Origin of the sequence: Sphingomonas montana, from assembly GCF_001956315.1 — a bacterium.
GTDB lineage: Bacteria > Pseudomonadota > Alphaproteobacteria > Sphingomonadales > Sphingomonadaceae > Sphingomonas_R > Sphingomonas_R montana.
In genome coordinates, this window is the sequence record NZ_KV887134.1 from 1 (window position 1) to 18,213 (window position 18,213).

The following is an 18,213-nucleotide window of genomic DNA, read 5'->3' on the forward strand; positions in this document are numbered from 1 at the left end:
CCCCACGCCGCCGCCACCCGAGCCGGAGCCCGCACCCGCGCCCAAGCCGCGCCCGACGCCCCCGGCGCCCGCCCCGACGCCGAAACCCACACCCAAGCCGACGCCGAAGCCGGTTCCAAAGCCCGTGCCCAAGCCCGCGCCAAAGCCCACCCCGGCGCCGAAGCCGGTGCCGCGGCCAGTGCCCAAGCCCGTCGTGAAACCGACGCCCGCACCGACGCGTGCCAAGCCCACCCCTGCCAGGCCGACCCCGGCGCGCACGGCGCCGTCCCGGCCGACAACGAGCAAGGCGGCCCCGGCCAAGGCGGCGCCCGCAAAGGCCGCACCGTCGCGCGCTGCCCCGGCCAAGGCTGCGCCGTCCACCGGTACCGGCCGCCCGGCGGCGGGCAAGGCGACCAACGCCAATGCCACGGCCAAGGCCGGCGCCGGGACGGGCAAGCGGACCGCGGGCGCCGCGCTGGGTGACGATTTCCTGAAGGGGATCACCGCGGAGAAGAGCGACAGCAAGACGCAAGCTCCGCGTGCCGCGACGGTGAGCGCGTCGCAGATGGCGGGGCTGGTGGGGGCGATCCAGCGGCAGTTGCTGCCCTGCGCGAACCGGCGGTCGAGCCCCGGGCCGGGATCGAACCGGATCGTGACGCGGATGCGGTTGCAGTTCCGCAAGGACGGGACGCTGGCCACCGCGCCGGCCGTGCTGGGCCAGACGGGCACGGACGACGAGAATGGCCGCTATGCCACCCGTGTCGGCGAACTGGCGATCGGCATCGCGCGCGAATGTTCGCCGCTGAAACTGCCGCCCGAATTGTATGAGGTCGGCAACGGCCAGGGGTGGAACGATATCGTGATACGGTACAAGTTGCCGGGATGAGGATGGACATGACGCGCACGTTCCTGACGACGATCCTGCTGCTGGCGGCCGTGGCACCCTGCGCGGCGCAGACGCCGGTGCCGCCCGCCGGCGCGGCGGCGGGTCAGCCGTCGGGACCGCTGGAAGTGGATATCGAAGGCGGCATTTCCGCGCCGATGCCGATCGCCATTCCGGTCATGCCGACGCCCGCGACGGCCGGCACGCCGGCGGGCGACACCGCATCGCTGGGCCGCCAGGTGTCGGAGATCATCACCAACGACCTGCGCAACAGCGGGCTGTTCACGCCGCTGGTCGGGTCCGCGCTGCGCCCGGTGTCGTTTCCGCAGGTGACCGCGCCGGATTTCGCCGGCTGGGGCAGCACGGGCGCGCAGGCGCTGGTGCAGGGGTTCGTCCAGGCCAATGGCGACGGGACGCTGACGGTCGGCTGCTACCTGTACGACGTGTTCGCGCAGACCGAACTGACGCGGCAGGGCTTCGTCGTGCCGCCCGCGCAGTGGCGGCGCGCGGCGCACAAATGCGCGGACCAAGTCTATACGCGGCTGAGCGGCGAGGGGCCGTATTTCGACAGCCGCGTCGTCTATGTGTCCGAGACAGGTCCCAAGACCCGGCGGCTGAAGCGGCTGGCGGTGATGGATCAGGACGGCGCGAACCACCGGTTCCTGACCAACGGCCGGTCGATCGTGCTGACGCCCCGGTTTGCCCCGAACCAGCAGACGATCACCTATATGTCGTTCGAGAACGACCGGCCGCGGATCTATGTCTACGACGTGGGCAGCGGGCGGCAGCGGCTGGTGGTGGACCAGCCGAACATGACGTTCGCGCCGCGTTTCTCGCCCGACGGGCGCTACATCGTGTTTTCGATGTCGGTGAACGGCAATACCGACATCTACCGCGTGGCGGCGTCCGGCGGCACGCCGCAGCGGCTGACGACGTCGCCGGGGATCGATACGGGCGCAAGCTATTCGCCGGACGGCAGCCGCATCGTGTTCGAGAGCGACCGATCGGGCGGGCAGCAGCTCTATGTCATGGGCGCCGACGGATCGGGCCAGAACCGGATCAGTTTCGGCGGCGGGCGGTACGGCACGCCCGTGTGGAGCCCGCGCGGCGACCTGATCGCGTTCACCAAGATCGGCGGCGGGTTCCGGATCGGCACGATGAGCCCCGGCGGCGGCAACGAGACGATCCTGACGAGCGCGTGGCAGGACGAGGGACCGAGCTGGTCCCCCAATGGCCGCGTCATCCTGTTCTTCCGGACGGGGCAGGGCAGCGGCAAGGCGGATCTGTGGTCGGTCGACCTGACCGGCAAGAATCTGCGCCCCGTGCCGACGCCGCTCGACGGGTCCGATCCGGCTTGGGGGCCGTTGCTGCCCTGACGTATCCGCTAGACTGTTCCGCGGCCGAAGCGGGGCCGCGAATGTTCAAGGGAGACCGAACATGCACCATCTGACGAAACTGGCCCTCGCGGGCACCATGCTGGTCGCGGTCGCGGGTTGCGCGAAGAAGAAGCCCGCGGTCCTGCCGCCGGCCCCCGCCGGATCGGGCATGATCGACGACGGGACGAACAACGCGCCGACCGGTGGCGTGATCGGCGGTGCCGCGGTGCCGGGCAGCCGCGCCGATTTCGTGGCACAGGCGGGCACGGACACGGTCCTGTTCGTCACCGACAGTTCGGATGTCGACAGCGAAGCGCAGGCCATCCTGCTGCGCCAGGCGCAGTGGTTGCAGCGCAACCCGACCGTGCGCGTGACGGTGGAAGGGCATTGCGACGAGCGCGGCACGCGTGAATATAATCTGGCGCTGGGTGATCGCCGCGCCAATTCGGCGAAGAACTTCCTGGCATCGAACGGCGTCGACGCCAGCCGGATCTCGGTCATCAGCTATGGCAAGGAACGGCCGGCAGCGACCGGTTCGGACGAGAGCGCCTATGCGCAGAACCGCCGCGCGGTGACGGTTGTGCCGGTGGGCGCGGGTTCAATGTGATCCCACCGATGTTCGCTGACCCGGCGGAACAGCGCGCGGGGTCGCGTTCGGTGTAACCGGTCCCGGCGCTGATCGGCACGCTGGCGATCCGGGGGACCTGCGCTGCTGACGGGGTGCAAAGCGAACGCGGCGGTGAAGGTGATAGGCCTGCGCGGCGGGATCGGTATCGCGGTACCGATCCATGCTCGGGATCAGGGGGTGGGTGATGCTGCCGCTGATCCTGTTAGGGGCGGGCTTTTCCTGCCTGCAAGTTCGCTCGGGACGGGTGGTTGGTGCCGTTCGCCAATCTCCACCGCCATCCCGGACTTCATCCGGGATCCATAGATATCAAATGCTGCGCTAGAGGCCCTGGATCCCGGATCAGGTCCGGGATGACGAGATGGGATGGGCGCGAACTTTGCGTCATTCTTGCGCGTCGCGGTAGGCGTCGTGTCACGCGCGGTCTTCCAGGTTCGGCCCCGCATCGCGCTCGATCCGCATTGTGGGCGATCCGTCGCGGGTTTATTCCGGTCGCAGGGCAAGAGGAGGTCGTCGTGGCGGATGCGGGCAGGCGGGTCTGGTTTCGGGCGAAGCGGTTCGGCTATGGCGCGGGAATGCCGGTGGCGTGGCAGGGCTGGGCCTTGCTGGTCGCGGGCATCGGGGCGCTGTTTGCGGTGCGGCACTGGGTGCACGGTGCGGTCGGGGCTGGGGCCTTTGTCGGCATATTGGGGGTGATGATGGTTCTCGCCTCGCGACACACTGAGGGTGGGCCATGGCGCTGGCGCTGGGACTCTTGATCCTCCGCGCTTTCCTACGTCATTCCGGACTTGATCCGGGATCCAGCTTCTTGGTGCACCCTTCGAAGGTCAGCGCTTGTGGCCTGGATCCCGGATCAAGTCCGGGATGACGAGAGGGGTGGGCAGGACGCGCGGTCGGGCCGGACGCCTAGCACAGCCGCAGTCGCCCCCTACCGCTCACTCCCCAGCACGAAGTCGCGGAGGGCGCGGGCGTCGTGGAGGGCGTTGTGCGGGACCTTGCTGTTGCGGGCGGTCGAGAAGCCGGGCGTGCGGAGATATTCGAAACGGAGCCCGGGCAGGTCGACGACGTCGGTTTCGGCCGTCATCAGCAAGCGGCACAACAGCGCGATATCCTCCGGCCAGTCGGCGACGATGACAGGGTCGCGGTCCGCGCGGAGATAGGTGGCGATATCGTGCGCGGCGGCGATGCGGTCCAGTTCGGTCAGGAGCAGCGGCGGCACGCTGCGCAGATAGGGAACGACGTGGCGCGCGACCCACTCCGCGATCCGGTCCGGCAGCGGCAACACGACATAATAGTCGTCGTCGCCATGTTCGGCGGCCAGCCCGACGCTCAACAGTTCGCCGCCGAAACCGTTGAATTCGGTATCAAGGAAATAGCGCATGTCAGCCGCGCCGTGGGCGGGGGACGCGCGACGGATCGGGCGTGGCGCCGCCCAGCGCCTCGTCGAGCAGTTTCGCCAGACGCAGGCCGCCGCGGGCCACCTGACGCCGGGCTACCGGGATTTCGCGCGCGATGGCGTCGGCCGACAGGGTGGGGCGGGTCGCGGGTTGCGGGCCGCAGCCGTCGCCGCCGAGCAGATCGGCATAGGCGCTGTGCGCGACCTGCCAATTCTCGCGCGACCAGTCGGCCACGCTGCCGGCGGCTTCCGCGGCACGGTCGCCGACCGGGATTTCGGACAGGATGCCGATGGGACCGCCCGGCGGGGTGGAGATGGCGCGATCGGCGAGCAACCCGTCCCACACGGTGTGCAGGTTCCGCCGGCCGGCCATGATGCCGTAGTTCGCGGGCTGATCGTTGCCGCCGCGGTCGGACCGGTCGCCGGCGTGGAGCGGCTGGTGCAGATCGCCCACGAAATGGACGAGGAAGGCGAGCGCCTCGATCCGGTCGACCGTCGGCAGCGCAGTGTCGCGCAGCATCCGCGCGGCGCGTTCGATCTGCGCGGAAACGCAGTTGCCGTCGGCGCAGGGGGTCTTGATGTCGAACGGCTTGCAGATGTCGACGTTCTGATAGTGCCAGCTGTAGGCGTAGCTGTAGCGATCGCCGAGCGGCTTGACGCAATCGGCCCAGACACTGGCGTCCTCGATCGTGCGGATCGGGCAGGTCGGGGTGCGCAGCTGCGGCGACTGCGCGATCAACCGACGGATCGCGGCGCGCGTCCTGGGGCTGACCTCCGCCATCGCGATCGTGGCGATGGTCTGGTGGCCATATTCCCACCAGGCCGCGGCGGGGCCGGCGGTGAAGAGCGCGACAAAGGCCAGCAAGGGCGCGGCGATGCGGATGTGGAAAGGGCGAATCATGGCTTTCCGCTACGCGTGTCATGTGACGAAAGCGAGCGAGGGTTCAGGGGGCGAATACCAGGATGAGGAACACCGCGAACAGCGACAGGTGGACGGTCCCTTCCAGGATCGTCGTGCGCGTGCCGGAAAAGGTGAGCGTCGACAGCACCAGCGTGATCGCGAGCAGCACCATGTTGGCCGACGACAGGCCCAGCACGATCGTCTGCCCGGTCAGCACGCCGATCAGCAGCACTGCCGGCACGGTAAGGCCGAGCGTGGAAGCCGCCCCCCCCAGGCAGAGGTTGATCGCGCGGGTGAGCTGGTTGGCATGGACCGCGCGCAGGGCCGAGATGGCTTCGGGCGTGAAGACGATCATGGCGATCACGACGCCGCTAAGCGCGGCCGGCGCGCCGAGCGCCGCGATGCCGGCATCGAGCAGCGTCGCCAGGCTTTTCGACAGGATGACGATCGGCAGGATGCTGGCGATCAGCAGGACGACGTGGCGGCCGGTAGTGGACTTCGCCGTCGTGGCCGCGCTGTGCGGCATCGGCGTGGCCGGCGCGTCCGCCCCTTCGGCCGGCGGCGGCGCGCCGGCGCCGGCGCCGGCGGGGACCGGGCGGAAGAAGCTGCGGTGGCGGCCGGTCTGAAGCCACAGGAACACGCCGTAGAGCGCGATCGTGACCAGCGAGNGGCCGGTCTGAAGCCACAGGAACACGCCGTAGAGCGCGATCGTGACCAGCGAGAACAGCCCGGACTGGACCGGCGACAATGTACCGCGCACCGTGGTGGTCGTGAAGTTGGGGAGCACCAGCGCAATCATCGCGAGCGGGATGGTGATGGCCAGATAGGCGCTGGCCCCCTGCAGATTGTAGCTTTGCTGGTGATGGCGGAGGCCGCCGACGATCAGCCCCACGCCGACGACGCCGTTGAGCACGATCATCAGCACCGCGAACATCGTGTCGCGGCCGAGCGTCGGCACGTCCTTGGCGCCCAGCATGACCGCGGCGATCAGCGCGACTTCGATGATGACGATCGACAGCGTCAGGATGAGCGTACCGAACGGCTCGCCGAGCGCCTCGGCCAGTTCCTCCGCCTCGTGCACCACGCCGAAGGCGGACCAGAAGATGATGCCGAGCAGCCAGGCGAAGAGTGCGGCGACGGCCAGCGGTGGCAGTGCCGCCGGCACGATGGCCGGCGCCAGCAGCACCGCGGCGACCGTCGCCCATGCGACGGGCAGGCGGAATGTGGAAAGCGTCATGGCCGCGATCTTAGCCACGTGCGCGATGCAGGTCGACCGTCCGCCGCCGCCCCCGGTTTACGGAAAAGAAGGATTTCGCGGTTCAGGGTACGCCGTGCAGTCGGACGGTTGGGGGAGACAGCCATGATCGAGGTGACGACCGATCCATCGCGCAAGCTGGTGCTCGCGCATATGGAAGGATTCCTGGAGCCGGCGGACGTTGCGAAATTCGCGCAGGACGAGCGCGCCGCGGCGGAATCGATGGGCCTTGGGTCGGGCGAGTTCCTGCTGCTGGTCGATACCGCAAACTGCATGATCCAGTCGCAGGACGTGGTGGCCGCGTTCCAGCACCTGATCGCCAACGCATCCCACAAGGCGCGGCGGCTCGCGATCATCCGGCAGGGATCGCTGACCCGGATGCAGACCAACCGGATCATCAGCATCCGCGACGATGCCGCCGTGTTCGTGACGCGGGCGGAGGCGGAGGCGTGGCTGTTCGCCTGAGCGCGGCTGGACGTAGGCTACGCGCAGGCGACCGGGGTCATTCGTCGCCGTAGATCGCGACTTCGGCCGACGTTTCGTGCGTGGCGATCGCGCGGTACATGCCGGGGGTGTTGAACGCCCAGCCGCCGGACCCGTCGGGCGCGACGACGATCACGCCGCCCTTGCCGCCATATTCGCCCAGTTCGTCGATTGCGCGGTCGGCCGCATCCTCGATCGATCGCCCCGACAGCCGGACGCGCGCGGCGATTTCGGCCGCGACCCCCAGGCGGATGAAATATTCCCCCGCCCCGGTGCAGGACACGGCGGCGGCCCGGTCGTCGGCATAGGTGCCCGCCCCGATCAGCGGCGAATCGCCGATCCGGCCCCACTTCTTCGCGGTCAGCCCGCCGGTGGAGGTGGCGGCGGCGACATGGCCCGCGGCGTCCACCGCGACTGCGCCGACGGTGCCGTATTTCATGCCGATGTCGAACGCGGCGTCGGGGTTGGCCAGCATCTCGTCCAGCTGGCGACGCCGTTCGGGGGTGGCGAACCAGTCCGGGTCGGCCTGTTCCAGGCCTTGTTCGCGCGAGAAGGCGTCGGCTCCGGTCCCGGCGAGCAGGACGTGCGGGCTGCGTTCCATGACCGCGCGGGCCAGGCTGACCGGGTTCCTGGTGGCAGTCAGCCCGGCGGCGGCGCCGGCGTTGCGATCACGCCCGTCCATGATCGCGGCGTCGCATTCGATGACGCCGTCGGCGGTGAAGACCGACCCGCGCCCGGCGTTGAAGGCGGGATCGTCCTCCAGCACGCGGATCGCGGCCTCGACCGCGTGGAGCGCGGTTCCGGCGGAGGCGAGAATGCGGCTGCCCGCGGCCAGCGCGGCGTGAAGGCCGGCGCGGCCGGCGGCGTCCGCCTCGGCCGACAGGGTCTCGCGCGTCATCGAGCCGGAGCCGCCGTGGAGGACCAGGGTCCAGCGGGGGGTGGTGGTCATGGGGGTGGGCTCCGGTTGGTTCTTCTCAGCCCCTCTCCTTTAGGGGAGGGGTTGGGGTGGGGGCAACGCCACCACGAATTCAGCCTCGCGGCGATGACGGAGTCAGCGCCACCCCAACCCCTCCCTGGAAGAAAGGGGGCTTTCTTTGGCTTTCGGCCGTGTTTTGCCTTATATGGGGCCGGTACCAACCATCCGGGAAAACCCATGTCCCTTCGCCCGTGGCGCGATATCGTCCGTCGTCCGTCCCGCCAGATCATGGTGGGGAAGGTCCCCGTGGGGGGCGATGCGCCCGTGTCGGTGCAGACCATGACCAACACGCCGACCACCGACGTGCGTGCGACCGTGGACCAGATCCGGCGGTGCGAGGAGGTGGGCGTCGATATCGTGCGGGTGTCGGTGCCCGACGTGGAATCGGCGGTGGCGCTGAAGCAGATCGTGCGCGCCGCCAAGGTGCCGATCGTGGCGGACATCCACTTCCACTACAAACGCGCGCTGGAGGCGGCGGATGCGGGCGCGGCGTGCCTGCGGATCAACCCGGGCAATATCGGGTCGTCGGCGCGCGTGGCAGAAGTGGTGCGCGCGGCCAAGGCGAACGGCTGTTCGATCCGGATCGGCGTGAACGGCGGCAGTCTGGAACGCGATCTGCTGGAAAAATATGGCGAACCGTGCCCGGACGCGCTGGTCGAGTCCGCGATGGATCATATCAAGCTGCTGCAGGACCATGATTTCCACGAATACAAGGTCGCGGTGAAGGCATCCGACCTGTTCCTCGCGGTGGCGGCCTATCAGCAGCTGGCCGAACGGGTCGATTGCCCGCTGCATCTGGGCATCACCGAGGCCGGCGGGCTGATCGGCGGGACGGTGAAGTCGTCCATCGGGATGGGATCACTGCTGTGGTTCGGGATCGGCGATACGATCCGCGTCTCGCTGTCGGCCGAGCCCGAGGAGGAAGTGCGGGTCGGCTACGAGATATTGAAGGCGCTGGGCATCCGGACGCGCGGCGTGCGGGTGGTGTCCTGCCCGTCCTGCGCGCGGCAGGGGTTCGACGTGATCCGCACGGTCGAGGCGCTGGAGGCGCGGCTGAGCCATATCGCGACGCCGCTGTCGCTGTCGGTGCTGGGCTGCGTCGTGAACGGCCCGGGCGAGGCGCGCGAGACCGACATCGGGCTGACCGGCGGCGGGGCGGGCAAGCATATGGTGTACCTGTCAGGCATCACCGACCACACGGTGCAGGACGAGGGCATGGTCGACCATATCGTCCGGCTGGTGGAGGCCAAGGCCGCCGAGATCGAGGCGGCGGAAGCGGCCCTGGAAGCAATCGCCGCGGCCGAGGCGGGCGGCGTGGTGCACGCGGCGGAGTGACGCCGGCCGTCCGGCAGCGCTATCGATGAAGGATGACGACATGCGGGACGGACCCAGGATCCGGCGGGTGGAGCCGGGGGACGTGGAGGCCGTGCTGGCGCTGATCGTGGCACTGGCCGTCTATGAGCGCGAGCCGGATGCGGTGCAGGCGACGGCGGCGTCGCTGCACGAAACGCTGTTCGGGGCGGCGCCCCAGGTGTTCGCGCATGTCGCGGTGCTCGACGGCGCGGTGGTGGGCGTCGCCCTGTGGTTCCAGACCTATTCGACATGGACGGGGCGGCCGAGCCTGTATCTGGAAGACCTGTTCGTGGCGGAGGCGGCGCGCGGGACCGGGGCGGGGCGGGCATTGCTGCGGGCGCTGGCGATCGAGGCCGGGTTGCGGGATTGCGCGCGGATCGACTGGGCGGTGCTGGACTGGAACATGGAAGCGGCGGGTTTCTACACGGCGATCGGCGCGCGGCCATCGACCGGGTGGCAACCGTGGCGGATCGAGGGTGCGGCGCTGGCGCGGCTGGCGGAGTAGTTCGCGGTTGGGTGACTTTGGGGCGTGTTTAGGTGGGCCTCGATCGGTTTGGTTCGGGCTTGTCCAGCGCGCTGTGCAGGGTTCTCGACAGGCTCGAACCAAACGGGTCGGGGGATTGGGCTGGCGTTACTGTTCTCGCTTTGGATGTGGGGCCGGAAGCGGGTTACGGGTCGGCGGCCGTCAGGCCGGTTTTGTCGTGATAATGGATCCTGACGTCCGTCAGGATGACGGTCGTGGTGGCAGGACTTGCGACGCGGCCGGTACGGTCTGATGGAACGGCGTGTTCGGGTGGTCGTGCAGGGTCGCTGTTTCGGAGCGTGAGGAAGTCTGGCCGGACCAGACCAATGCGAGTCCGTTTCAAGCGACGGCGGTGCGCATATCCGGTACTTTCCGTGAGCGTTGCCCGGGGGAGCGGTCGGTTTCTCGACTGCGCTCCGAATGGGCGGTCTTTTTCGCAATACTCAAAGAAAAAGGGCCGGTGCATCGCGGGATGCACCGGCCCTTTCGGTTGTGGCGATCAGGCGGCGACGTCGCCTGCGTCGTCCGCCTCGGCGCGGGGGCGGCGGCGGCGGCGGGGTTTTTCCTCGGCCGGGGCGGCGTCCGCGGTGCCCGGTTCGGGGCGGGCGGGCTCGGCGCGCGCCGGTTCGGCCGCGGGGGTGGAGAGGAAGGCCGGCGGCAGCGCGAGCCGGTCGAGCTGCTCGTCTGCCTCGACGGGGGCCGCCGGGCGCACGGTGCGGGGACGGCCGCGACGGGGGGCTTCGACGACCTCGGCCGCGATCGGCTGCTCGGGTTCTGCTGCTGGGGCAACGGCTTCCGGCTGCGCGGGCGGGCTGTCGACCGGCGGCATGTCGGCCACCGGGCGGCGGGTGCGAAGGCGGCGGGGCGCCTCGCGGACATCGTCCGCCTGCGCGGCCGGGGCCGGGGCGGGCGCGGCCTGGGTCAGCGGGGACGCGACCGGCCCGCGATCGGGCGCACGGTCGGACATGTCGCGATCGGCGGGCGCATCGGCCCGGATCGTGCGATAGGTCTGGCCTTCGTTGCCGCGTTCCTGACCGTCGTCGCGGGCGCGGGGCGCGCGGTCCGGACGATCGGCGCGCTGCTGGTCGCGGGGGCCATCACGCTGCCCATCACGCTGGCCGTCGCGCGACATGTCGGACTGACCGTCGCGACGCGGGCGGTCCTGCCGCGGGCCGCGGTCCTGACCGTTACCCTGATAACCCTGGTAACCCTGGCCCTGGCCCTGACCATTGTCGGCCTGCTGGCGATCCTGGCGCGGGGCGCGGTCCTGCGCGCCATTGCCCTGATATCCTTGCCCCTGATTCTGGCCGTCGCCGTTCTGCTGACGGTCCTGGCGCTGATTGTCCTGACCGTTGCCGTTGCCGTTACGGTCGGCGCGCTGGCCGCCATAGTTGCCCTGGCCATCGTTGCGGCCGCGGTCCTGCCGGTCCGCGCCGCGATCCTGGTAGCGCGGCTGCTGGTCCGGGCGGGGATCGTCGAAGCTGTCGGTGATGTCGCCTTCGCCATCGTCGGCGTAGTCATCGTCCTGGTAGCTGTTGGCGCCTTGCGGCTCGCCCTGCGGGCGGCGCTGTTCGTCCATGCGGGCGCGGGTATCGGCCAGGACGCGGAAATAATGGTCCGCGAACTGGAGATAATATTCGGTCATGACACGGTCGCTGGCCATCTGCGCATCGCGGGCCAGCGCCTTGTATTTTTCGAGCAGCTGCGCGGCGTTGCCGCGGGCGCGGTTGTCGATCCGGTTGCCCTGTTCCGGACGGCCGGTACCGCCGCCCCCGCCGCCACCCTGGGGACGCACACCGTTACGGCCACGGCCACGGCGGCCGTTCTGGCGATTGTTGATCAAGTCGCTGTCCTCGTCGTACGTGGGATGTTTCTCACCACTTCGTCATGCCGGGACCATCCCGTGGAGTGTGTCGGCACCGTCCGGAGCGGCGGCGCGATCCATCGATCGCCAAACGCTTCGGCCCTTTGCCTGTCCGCGTGGCCGAAGGAGGCGACGGTGCAGATCGGGGGTGGCGGCGACCATGTCCGGGCGTCATCCGCCGCTGGAACCTGATCCCCAAACGGCCTGTAAGCCGGTCCGCAGCCAAAACCAAGCGGAATTACCGAAATTACGGGCATCGCGGCGGATCGGCACGGTCGGGGGCGACGACGATGCAGCGGTCACGGCCGGCAAGGTCGCGGCGGACGGCGCCGACCAGGCCCTGCGCGGCGAACAGGGCCATGACGGCGGCTGCCTGGGTCGCGCCGATCTCGATCGCGGCCATGCCGCCGGGGGCGATCTGGCGCGCGAGCAGCGGGGCGATGGCGCGGTAGTCGTTCAGCCCGTCCGGCCCGGCGAACAGCGCGGTATGCGGTTCATGGTCGATCACGTCACGCGCCAGCGGTTCGGCGGTGCCGATATAGGGTGGGTTGCAGAGGATCAGGTCATACGCCTCGCCGGTGCCGTGCCAGCCGCCCGCGACGATCCGGGCGCGCGGGGCGAGGCCAAGGCGGACGGCATTCGCCTGCGCCTGGGCGAGGGCCACGGGGCTGGCGTCGATGCCGGTGCCGGTGGCATGCGGCCACTCGGTGAGCGCGGCGAACAGGAGCGCGCCGGAGCCGGTGCCGAGATCGAGGATATTGCGCGGGCCTTGCGGGCCGAAATGGTCGAGGGCGGCCTCGATCAGCGTCTCGCTGTCGGGGCGGGGGATGAGGACGCCGGGGGCGACGGCGAGGTCGATACTCCAGAAGCCGCGCGTGCCGGTGATGTAGGCGATCGGTTCGCCGCGCAAGCGACGCGCGAGGAGGGGCGGGAAGATTTCCGGGGTTTCCCGGGCGTCGAGAAGGGTGAGGAGGAGCTGGTCGCGGGTGGTGCCGAGCGCGTGGGCCATGAGGAGTTCGGCGTCGAGGCGGGGGGTGCTGCTTTGGGTAAGGAGGGCGGTTGCGCTGGCGAGGGTTGCGCGGACTCCCTCCCCCCCGCGGGGGGAGGGCTGGGGTGGGGGGCTGTTCTTGGTGAAGCGGTCGCCGCCAACCGCAGCCCCCCACCCGTGGGGGGGAGGGCTAGAGAGACCTTCCGGACCTTCGCTTGTGGCCCCCCCTCTCCCAACCCTCTCCCCGTTGGGGAGAGGGCTAGAAGGCGTCTGTTGCTCACCCATCGAGCGCGGCGAGCCTTGCAGCTTCGTCCTCGGCGATCAGCGCGCCAATCAGTTCGTCCATATGGCCTTCGAGGATTTCGGGAAGGCGGTGGAGGGTGAGGTTGATGCGGTGGTCGGTAACGCGCCCCTGCGGGTAGTTGTAGGTGCGAATCCGTTCGGAACGGTCGCCCGAGCCCACCATCGAGCGGCGGGCGCCGGCGCGGGCGCTGTCGACCTTTTCGCGTTCGAGGTCGTAGAGGCGCGAGCGCAGGACGCGGAGCGCCTTGGCCTTGTTCTTGTGCTGCGATTTCTCGTCCTGCTGGATGACGACGAGCCCCGAAGGCAGATGGGTGATGCGGACCGCGCTGTCGGTGGTGTTGACCGACTGGCCGCCGGGGCCGGACGAGCGGTAGACGTCGATCCGCAGGTCCTTCTCGTCGATCTGGACGTCGACCTCCTCGGCCTCGGGCAGCACCGCGACGGTCGCGGCGGAGGTGTGGATGCGGCCGCCGGATTCGGTGACGGGCACGCGCTGGACGCGGTGGACGCCCGATTCGAATTTCAGCCGGGCGAACACGCCGGCACCGGTGACCGACGCCACGACCTCCTTGTATCCGCCCATGTCCGCGGCGGACGCGGACATCAGTTCGACGCGCCAGCCGCGATCCTCGGCATGACGCTGGTACATGCGGAACAGGTCGCCCGCGAACAGTGCGGCCTCGTCGCCCCCGGTGCCGGCGCGGATTTCGAGGATGGCGGAGCGTTCGTCGGCGGCGTCGCGCGGCAGCAGGCTGAGCGCCAGCGCGCGTTCGGCGGGCGGGAGCGCGGCCTCGATCTCCAGAAGTTCTTCCGATGCGATCGCGCGGATCTCGTCGTCGGCATCGCGCGTCATCTCGGCCAGGCTCGCGGCCTCCTGGCGCAGGCGGCGGACCTCGCCGGCCGCCTGCGCCACGGGTTCGATCTCGGCATAGTCCTTGGACAGCTGGACGAACTGTTCGGCCGGCAGGTCCGCCTTGGTCATCATCGCGGACAGCTCGTCGCGGCGCGCCTCGATCTGGCGGATGCGGTCGGGGGTGATGGTGGTCATTTAGCGCGGGGTTCCGGTGGTCTGTCTTGCGGGTTGGACGTCTAGTGCAACGATGTTGTTCCGCGGCGGAGGCCGGGCCTATAGTGAAGCGGTTGCGCCCGGGCCCCGGCCGGCGCCGGGGGAACAGGCAGGGGTACGGACTTGTGTCGTGCGCGCGGCAGGCATCAGGCGTAGGCGCCGGGCAGGGCGGCGCGGATGACAGGCAGCATCGCGTCGGCCTTGGCGCGGTCCTTTGCCATATGGACGAGGTTGAGCGGTTCGGGCGTGTCGCTGCCGCGCAGGTAGAGCGCATATTCCGCGCCCGCCTTTGTTGCGATTTCCATCCGGCGCTTGGGCTTCCCCGCATAGGCGAGGGTAGCGGCGATCCCGGCATGGCGCAGCGCGGCCACGACCGTCTGCGCCTCGGCATCGGACGCGCCGTCCGGAATGATCGCGACTGCAGCCGTTTCGTTTGCAGGTGGATCGATCAGCATACCCAGCCGCTCGATCCCGGCGGCCCAGCCGACCGCGGGGGTGTGCGGGCCGCCGAGCGTTTCGATCAGGCCGTCATAGCGGCCGCCGGCCAGCACGGTGCCCTGCGCGCCCAGCCGGTCGGTCACGAATTCGAACGCGGTGTGGCGGTAATAGTCGAGTCCGCGCACCAGGCGGGCGTTGCGGGTCCAGGCGACGCCGGACGCCTCCAGCCCGCGGGTGACGGCCTCGAAGAAGGTCCCCGCTTCGGCCGACATGAAATCGTCGATGCCGGGGGCGGCCTCGGCGATCGGGCGGTCGCGCGGGTCCTTGCTGTCGAGGATGCGCATCGGGTTCTTTGCGAGCCGGACGAGGCTGTCCTCCGACAGGTCGCCGCGATGCGCCTCGAAATGCGCGACCAGTGCCGTCCGCCAGGCGTCGCGCGTGGCGGCATCGCCCAGCGTGTTGAGTTGCAGCGTGACGCCGTCGGCGATCTTCAGTTCGCGCAGCAGCTGGTCGGCGAACGCCAGCAGTTCGACGTCGGCGGCGGGTTCGGCCGCGCCGATGATCTCGGCGTCGAGCTGGTGGAACTGGCGAAAGCGGCCCTTTTGCGGGCGTTCGTAGCGGAACACCGGGCCGTGGACGGCGGCCTTGAGCGGGGCATGCTGCTGCCACCCCTCGGTCAGATAGGCGCGGCAGAGGCCGGCGGTGAATTCGGGACGCAGCGTCAGCGATTCGCCGCCGCGATCGTCGAACGAATACATCTCCTTCGACACGACGTCGGTCGTCTCGCCGAGCGATCGCGCGAACACCGCGGTCGATTCGAATACGGGGATCTCGACCCGGCGGAAGCCGTAGAGCCGACGGACCCGGTCGAACGCATCGACGACGTGGTGGAAACGGTCGGCGGTCTCGCCCAGCATGTCCTGGGTGCCGCGGATCGGGCGGGGAGTGGCGATTTTGGTCATGGTCGCAGGCGTCCTAGAACGGATCGCGGGGACGGGGAACCATTTGTGCGGCGCGCATGGTTGGCAAGCCCATGACGGGTGCGTTTCCTACAATCCGTTCTTGATACCAGATGACTGGTGCAAAAGTCAGTAAGATGGTGCTTGAGCAAGGGCGGGGGTCGCGATACTCCCTGCGCCCATGAACATCGAATATATCCCGATCGGCGACGATCCGCCGCACAGCCTCAACGTCATCATCGAGGTGCCCGTCGGCGGCGAGCCGGTGAAGTACGAGTTCGACAAGAAGTCGGGCGCGCTGTTCGTCGACCGCATCCTGCACACGCCGATGCGCTATCCGGCCAATTATGGCTTCGTGCCCCACACGCTGTCGCCCGACGGCGATCCGCTCGACGCGCTGGTGGTGGCCCGTTCGCCGTTCATCCCCGGCTCGGTCGTGCGCGTGCGGCCGATCGCGGTGCTGAAGCTGGAGGACGAGGCCGGCGGCGACGAGAAGCTGCTGACCGTGCCGGTGGACGCGACGTTCCCCTACTACAGCAAGATCACCGAAAGCTCGGACATGCCCGAGATCGTGATGCAGCAGATCGAGCACTTCTTCACGCATTACAAGGACTTGGAGAAGAAGAAGTGGGTCCGTGTCGGCCAGTGGGGCGACACGGCCGAGGCCAAGCGGATCATCGTCGAGGCGATCGAGGCGGCCAAGGAAGCCAAGGCCAAGGGCGAGAACCCCGGGTCGCAACTCCAGGGCGATCGGCCCATCAAGGAATAGTATCCGGCACGACCGATTTTACCCTGCCCTGATCGTCTCCGACGCAGGGCAGGGTGATCGCGGGCGTAGCGTCACCCGCCGGAGGTCAGCTTCAGCCCGGCGATGCAGAGCACCACGCCCAGCACGAGCGCGATCCGCAGCGGCGTGACCGCCTCCCCGAACCAGATCATGCCGATCGCGACGGTGCCGAGCGCGCCGATGCTGGTCCATACGGCGTAGGCGGTGCCCATCGGGATGGTGCGGGCGGCGAGATGCAGCAGCGTCATCGACAGCGCGACTGCCACGAGGAAACCGAGCGTCCACGGTACGTTGCGGAACCCGTCGACGAACCGCAGGCAGGTGGTGAAGCCGATCTCCGCCAGCCCGCCGAGCAGCAGCAGTCCCCAGGCCATCATTCGGCCGGCAACGGACGGGGGCGGTGATTCTCGTCCAGCGCGACGAAGGTGAAGACGCCTTCGGTGACCTTCACCTCGCGCCGCCCGCGGTCGCGGCTGGCGACGACCTCGATCCGGATCGACATCGACGTGCGGCCGCGCCGTTCGACATGTGCGTAGACCGAGATGACGTCGAGCAGCAGGATCGGCTGGAGGAACGCCATCGCCTCGATCGCGACCGTGGCGACCGCGCCGTCGGCCATGCGGCCCGCGACGATGCCGGCGGCGATGTCCATCTGGCTCAGCACCCAGCCGCCGAAGATGTGGCCGTTCGCGTTGATGTCGCCCGGGCGCGGGACGACGCGCAGCACGGGTTCGCGCGCGCCGGGGGCGCTGGGCATATCGGCAGACAAAGGGCTGGCGGGCAGGGTATCGGCGGGCAGGGTGTCGGTCATGATTCGTCCTCGTGGGTGGAAGCGTCGGTGTCGTGACCGCTGCCGGAACTCAGAAAGACCAGCCCCATCAGCGCGGCCCCGAGCAGGACGACGCCACCCACCCCGGCGATGGTCGAGATGACCAGCGACACGGTGAACGGCGCGCCGGCAAGTTTCAGGTACAGCAACGCCGCACATATCGCGACCGCGGCGGCCAGCAGCATCCAGCGCATCAACCGCCGGTAGCGGCCCCAGGCGAAGGCGGCATAGTCCGGGTCCGCCAGCCGGTTGCGACGTTCGTCCATGAGGCGGGTCTCCGACAGATGCTGGCACGGATGCGTGCAGGCTGGCCTTATCCGTTGACCGGGCGCATCATCAACCCGTCGGCACGTCAGATGCCGCATCGGGCAGAGGAGGGCGGACGGATGACGATCGCGAGAATCATGCGGGGACGGCAAGATGCCGTCATTTCGGTGGGGGTCGATACGGCGGTGCGCGACGTGGTGGCGCTGCTGGCGGACCGGCGGATCGGCGCGGTGCCGGTGCTGGACGGGGACCGCGTCGTCGGCGTGCTGTCGGAACGCGACCTGGTCTACTGCCTGGCCGCGGAGGGCGCGGCGGTGATCGAACGGACCGCGGGTTCGGTGATGACGGCGCCCGCGATCAGTGTCACGGGCGACATGCCGGTGCTGGCCGCCCTGTCGCTGATGACCCGCCGCAGGATCCGCCATTTGCCGGTGCTGGACGACGACCGCATGGTCGGGTTCGTCTCGATCGGCGACCTGGTGAAGCACCGCATCGACGGCATCGAATCGGAAGCCGCCGCACTGCGCGACTATATCAGCGCTGGGTAAGAGGAGTTTCTCACTATCCCCATCGCTACCCCGGCGGATGCCGGGGGCCTGGCGCGACCGTTTCACCTAGTCCCGGCGTTTGCCGGGGAACTGTGGAAGGACGGAGCCGTCGTTAGCAGCGGCAGAAGCGCTACCTGGGTGGTCTGGCGCCCCCCTCGCCCCTGTCATGCTGACGGAGGTCAGGATCCATTATCACTACGCTTTTGCGTGTGGGAGTGTTGGCAGCGGGCGCGTCCGAATCGGGTCATGCGCGATTCGCTGGTTGAGGCTCGCTTCGGGTGGTTTAGTCTTGTCGTCTGGCGGGTGTCCCAAATCCCTAAATCCCGCTTCTGAGGCCACTTCCTGGATCATTTGCCACAAAACTGCAATTTCTGGATTGACCCCTGTCGTTGGTCGGCCTAGAGGATCTCTTGT

The 18,213-nt window shown here is 69.2% G+C and carries 19 protein-coding genes and 2 pseudogenes; 9 read left to right on the forward strand and 12 right to left on the reverse strand.

Annotation, left to right across the window (positions count from 1 at the left end; translation table 11 throughout):
- The 4 genes from BKY59_RS17155 to BKY59_RS00090 all read left to right on the forward strand — a co-directional run.
- On the forward strand, positions 1 to 865 hold an 865-nt coding region (locus BKY59_RS17155; protein WP_206361988.1), incomplete at its 5' end, for a cell envelope biogenesis protein TolA.
- An 8-nt stretch (positions 866 to 873) separates the two neighbouring features.
- Positions 874 to 2,238, forward strand: coding sequence for a Tol-Pal system beta propeller repeat protein TolB (gene tolB, locus BKY59_RS00080; RefSeq protein ID WP_076068082.1), 1,365 nt, complete (start codon positions 874 to 876; stop codon positions 2,236 to 2,238).
- 61 nt (positions 2,239 to 2,299) lie between these two features.
- Positions 2,300 to 2,845, forward strand: a complete 546-nt coding sequence (gene pal, locus BKY59_RS00085; RefSeq protein WP_076068070.1) for a peptidoglycan-associated lipoprotein Pal — start codon at positions 2,300 to 2,302, stop codon at positions 2,843 to 2,845.
- 533 nt (positions 2,846 to 3,378) lie between these two features.
- Entirely contained in the window at positions 3,379 to 3,621 is a 243-nt protein-coding gene (locus BKY59_RS00090) for a hypothetical protein (RefSeq protein ID WP_129586129.1), read from the forward strand.
- Between the two features lie 170 nt (positions 3,622 to 3,791).
- On the opposite strand, the gene BKY59_RS00095 is transcribed toward BKY59_RS00090, so the two are convergent.
- The 4 genes and pseudogenes from BKY59_RS00095 to BKY59_RS17945 form a co-directional block, all read right to left on the reverse strand.
- Complete coding sequence (locus tag BKY59_RS00095) at positions 3,792 to 4,244, reverse strand: hypothetical protein (protein WP_076068071.1); 453 nt, start codon at positions 4,242 to 4,244, stop codon at positions 3,792 to 3,794.
- Position 4,245: 1 nt separating this feature from the next.
- Positions 4,246 to 5,160 (reverse strand): S1/P1 nuclease, encoded by a 915-nt coding sequence (locus tag BKY59_RS00100; RefSeq protein ID WP_076068072.1) that lies wholly within the window; start codon positions 5,158 to 5,160, stop codon positions 4,246 to 4,248.
- A gap of 43 nt (positions 5,161 to 5,203) precedes the next feature.
- Positions 5,204 to 5,686 (reverse strand): calcium:cation antiporter, encoded by a 483-nt coding sequence (locus BKY59_RS17940; protein ID WP_240499890.1) that lies wholly within the window; start codon positions 5,684 to 5,686, stop codon positions 5,204 to 5,206.
- 143 nt (positions 5,687 to 5,829) lie between these two features.
- Positions 5,830 to 6,397 (reverse strand): annotated as a pseudogene (locus BKY59_RS17945) (calcium:cation antiporter); the annotation flags it as partial.
- Between the two features lie 123 nt (positions 6,398 to 6,520).
- On the opposite strand from BKY59_RS17945, the gene BKY59_RS00110 reads away from it, so the two are divergent.
- Positions 6,521 to 6,880: a hypothetical protein gene (locus tag BKY59_RS00110; protein ID WP_076068074.1), complete on the forward strand. Its 360-nt coding sequence runs from the start codon at positions 6,521 to 6,523 to the stop codon at positions 6,878 to 6,880.
- A 37-nt stretch (positions 6,881 to 6,917) separates the two neighbouring features.
- On the opposite strand, the gene BKY59_RS00115 is transcribed toward BKY59_RS00110, so the two are convergent.
- Complete coding sequence (locus tag BKY59_RS00115) at positions 6,918 to 7,847, reverse strand: isoaspartyl peptidase/L-asparaginase family protein (RefSeq protein ID WP_076068075.1); 930 nt, start codon at positions 7,845 to 7,847, stop codon at positions 6,918 to 6,920.
- A gap of 204 nt (positions 7,848 to 8,051) precedes the next feature.
- Between BKY59_RS00115 and ispG the strand changes: the two genes are divergently transcribed.
- Together ispG and BKY59_RS00125 are read left to right on the forward strand one after the other, a co-directional pair.
- On the forward strand, positions 8,052 to 9,209 hold the full coding sequence (gene ispG / locus BKY59_RS00120; RefSeq protein WP_076068076.1) for a flavodoxin-dependent (E)-4-hydroxy-3-methylbut-2-enyl-diphosphate synthase: 1,158 nt from the start codon (positions 8,052 to 8,054) through the stop codon (positions 9,207 to 9,209).
- Positions 9,210 to 9,249: 40 nt separating this feature from the next.
- A complete protein-coding gene (locus tag BKY59_RS00125; protein WP_076068084.1) occupies positions 9,250 to 9,732 on the forward strand; it encodes a GNAT family N-acetyltransferase in 483 nt (160 codons plus the stop codon).
- A 517-nt stretch (positions 9,733 to 10,249) separates the two neighbouring features.
- Here the strand turns inward: BKY59_RS00125 and BKY59_RS17950 are convergent.
- From BKY59_RS17950 to hisS, 4 genes and pseudogenes are all read right to left on the reverse strand, one after another.
- Positions 10,250 to 11,593 carry a DUF4167 domain-containing protein gene (locus BKY59_RS17950; RefSeq protein ID WP_076068077.1) on the reverse strand — a complete coding sequence of 448 codons (1,344 nt, stop codon included), beginning with the start codon at positions 11,591 to 11,593 and terminating at the stop codon, positions 10,250 to 10,252.
- A 268-nt stretch (positions 11,594 to 11,861) separates the two neighbouring features.
- Positions 11,862 to 12,698 (reverse strand): annotated as a pseudogene (prmC, locus tag BKY59_RS00135) (peptide chain release factor N(5)-glutamine methyltransferase); the annotation flags it as partial.
- Positions 12,699 to 12,879: 181 nt separating this feature from the next.
- A complete protein-coding gene (prfA, locus tag BKY59_RS00140) occupies positions 12,880 to 13,953 on the reverse strand; it encodes a peptide chain release factor 1 (RefSeq protein WP_076068078.1) in 1,074 nt (357 codons plus the stop codon).
- A 164-nt stretch (positions 13,954 to 14,117) separates the two neighbouring features.
- The gene (gene hisS, locus BKY59_RS00145; protein WP_076068079.1) at positions 14,118 to 15,371 is read right to left on the reverse strand and encodes a histidine--tRNA ligase; all 1,254 of its coding nucleotides are present in this window, start codon (positions 15,369 to 15,371) and stop codon (positions 14,118 to 14,120) included.
- Between the two features lie 178 nt (positions 15,372 to 15,549).
- Between hisS and ppa the strand changes: the two genes are divergently transcribed.
- Positions 15,550 to 16,137, forward strand: a complete 588-nt coding sequence (gene ppa, locus BKY59_RS00150; protein ID WP_076068080.1) for an inorganic diphosphatase — start codon at positions 15,550 to 15,552, stop codon at positions 16,135 to 16,137.
- 71 nt (positions 16,138 to 16,208) lie between these two features.
- Here the strand turns inward: ppa and BKY59_RS00155 are convergent, their stop codons facing one another.
- The 3 genes from BKY59_RS00155 to BKY59_RS00165 are packed head-to-tail and all read right to left on the reverse strand — an operon-like array spanning position 16,209 to position 17,250.
- Positions 16,209 to 16,532, reverse strand: a complete 324-nt coding sequence (locus BKY59_RS00155) for a DMT family transporter (protein ID WP_240499889.1) — start codon at positions 16,530 to 16,532, stop codon at positions 16,209 to 16,211.
- On the reverse strand, positions 16,529 to 16,912 hold the full coding sequence (locus BKY59_RS00160) for an acyl-CoA thioesterase (protein WP_076068086.1): 384 nt from the start codon (positions 16,910 to 16,912) through the stop codon (positions 16,529 to 16,531). Before BKY59_RS00160 ends, BKY59_RS00155 begins: the two co-directional genes overlap by 4 nt.
- Positions 16,913 to 16,962: 50 nt before the next feature.
- The gene (locus tag BKY59_RS00165; protein WP_076068081.1) at positions 16,963 to 17,250 is read right to left on the reverse strand and encodes a hypothetical protein; all 288 of its coding nucleotides are present in this window, start codon (positions 17,248 to 17,250) and stop codon (positions 16,963 to 16,965) included.
- A gap of 120 nt (positions 17,251 to 17,370) precedes the next feature.
- Between BKY59_RS00165 and BKY59_RS00170 the strand changes: the two genes are divergently transcribed.
- Positions 17,371 to 17,799 carry a CBS domain-containing protein gene (locus BKY59_RS00170; protein ID WP_076068087.1) on the forward strand — a complete coding sequence of 143 codons (429 nt, stop codon included), beginning with the start codon at positions 17,371 to 17,373 and terminating at the stop codon, positions 17,797 to 17,799.
- Positions 17,800 to 18,213 lie beyond the last annotated feature (414 nt).

Bases quoted from the DNA above. Each gene is read 5' to 3' on its own strand.
- tolB (WP_076068082.1), top strand. From the start codon at position 874: ATGACGCGCACGTTCCTGACGACGATCCTGCTGCTGGCGGCCGTGGCA.
- pal (WP_076068070.1), top strand. From the start codon at position 2,300: ATGCACCATCTGACGAAACTGGCCCTCGCGGGCACCATGCTGGTCGCG.
- BKY59_RS00095 (WP_076068071.1), bottom strand. From the start codon at position 4,244: ATGCGCTATTTCCTTGATACCGAATTCAACGGTTTCGGCGGCGAACTG.
- BKY59_RS00100 (WP_076068072.1), bottom strand. From the start codon at position 5,160: ATGATTCGCCCTTTCCACATCCGCATCGCCGCGCCCTTGCTGGCCTTT.
- BKY59_RS17940 (WP_240499890.1), bottom strand. From the start codon at position 5,686: ATGCCGCACAGCGCGGCCACGACGGCGAAGTCCACTACCGGCCGCCAC.
- BKY59_RS00110 (WP_076068074.1), top strand. From the start codon at position 6,521: ATGATCGAGGTGACGACCGATCCATCGCGCAAGCTGGTGCTCGCGCAT.
- BKY59_RS00115 (WP_076068075.1), bottom strand. From the start codon at position 7,847: ATGACCACCACCCCCCGCTGGACCCTGGTCCTCCACGGCGGCTCCGGC.
- ispG (WP_076068076.1), top strand. From the start codon at position 8,052: ATGTCCCTTCGCCCGTGGCGCGATATCGTCCGTCGTCCGTCCCGCCAG.
- BKY59_RS00125 (WP_076068084.1), top strand. From the start codon at position 9,250: ATGCGGGACGGACCCAGGATCCGGCGGGTGGAGCCGGGGGACGTGGAG.
- prfA (WP_076068078.1), bottom strand. From the start codon at position 13,953: ATGACCACCATCACCCCCGACCGCATCCGCCAGATCGAGGCGCGCCGC.
- hisS (WP_076068079.1), bottom strand. From the start codon at position 15,371: ATGACCAAAATCGCCACTCCCCGCCCGATCCGCGGCACCCAGGACATG.
- ppa (WP_076068080.1), top strand. From the start codon at position 15,550: ATGAACATCGAATATATCCCGATCGGCGACGATCCGCCGCACAGCCTC.
- BKY59_RS00155 (WP_240499889.1), bottom strand. From the start codon at position 16,532: ATGATGGCCTGGGGACTGCTGCTGCTCGGCGGGCTGGCGGAGATCGGC.
- BKY59_RS00160 (WP_076068086.1), bottom strand. From the start codon at position 16,912: ATGCCCAGCGCCCCCGGCGCGCGCGAACCCGTGCTGCGCGTCGTCCCG.
- BKY59_RS00165 (WP_076068081.1), bottom strand. From the start codon at position 17,250: ATGGACGAACGTCGCAACCGGCTGGCGGACCCGGACTATGCCGCCTTC.
- BKY59_RS00170 (WP_076068087.1), top strand. From the start codon at position 17,371: ATGACGATCGCGAGAATCATGCGGGGACGGCAAGATGCCGTCATTTCG.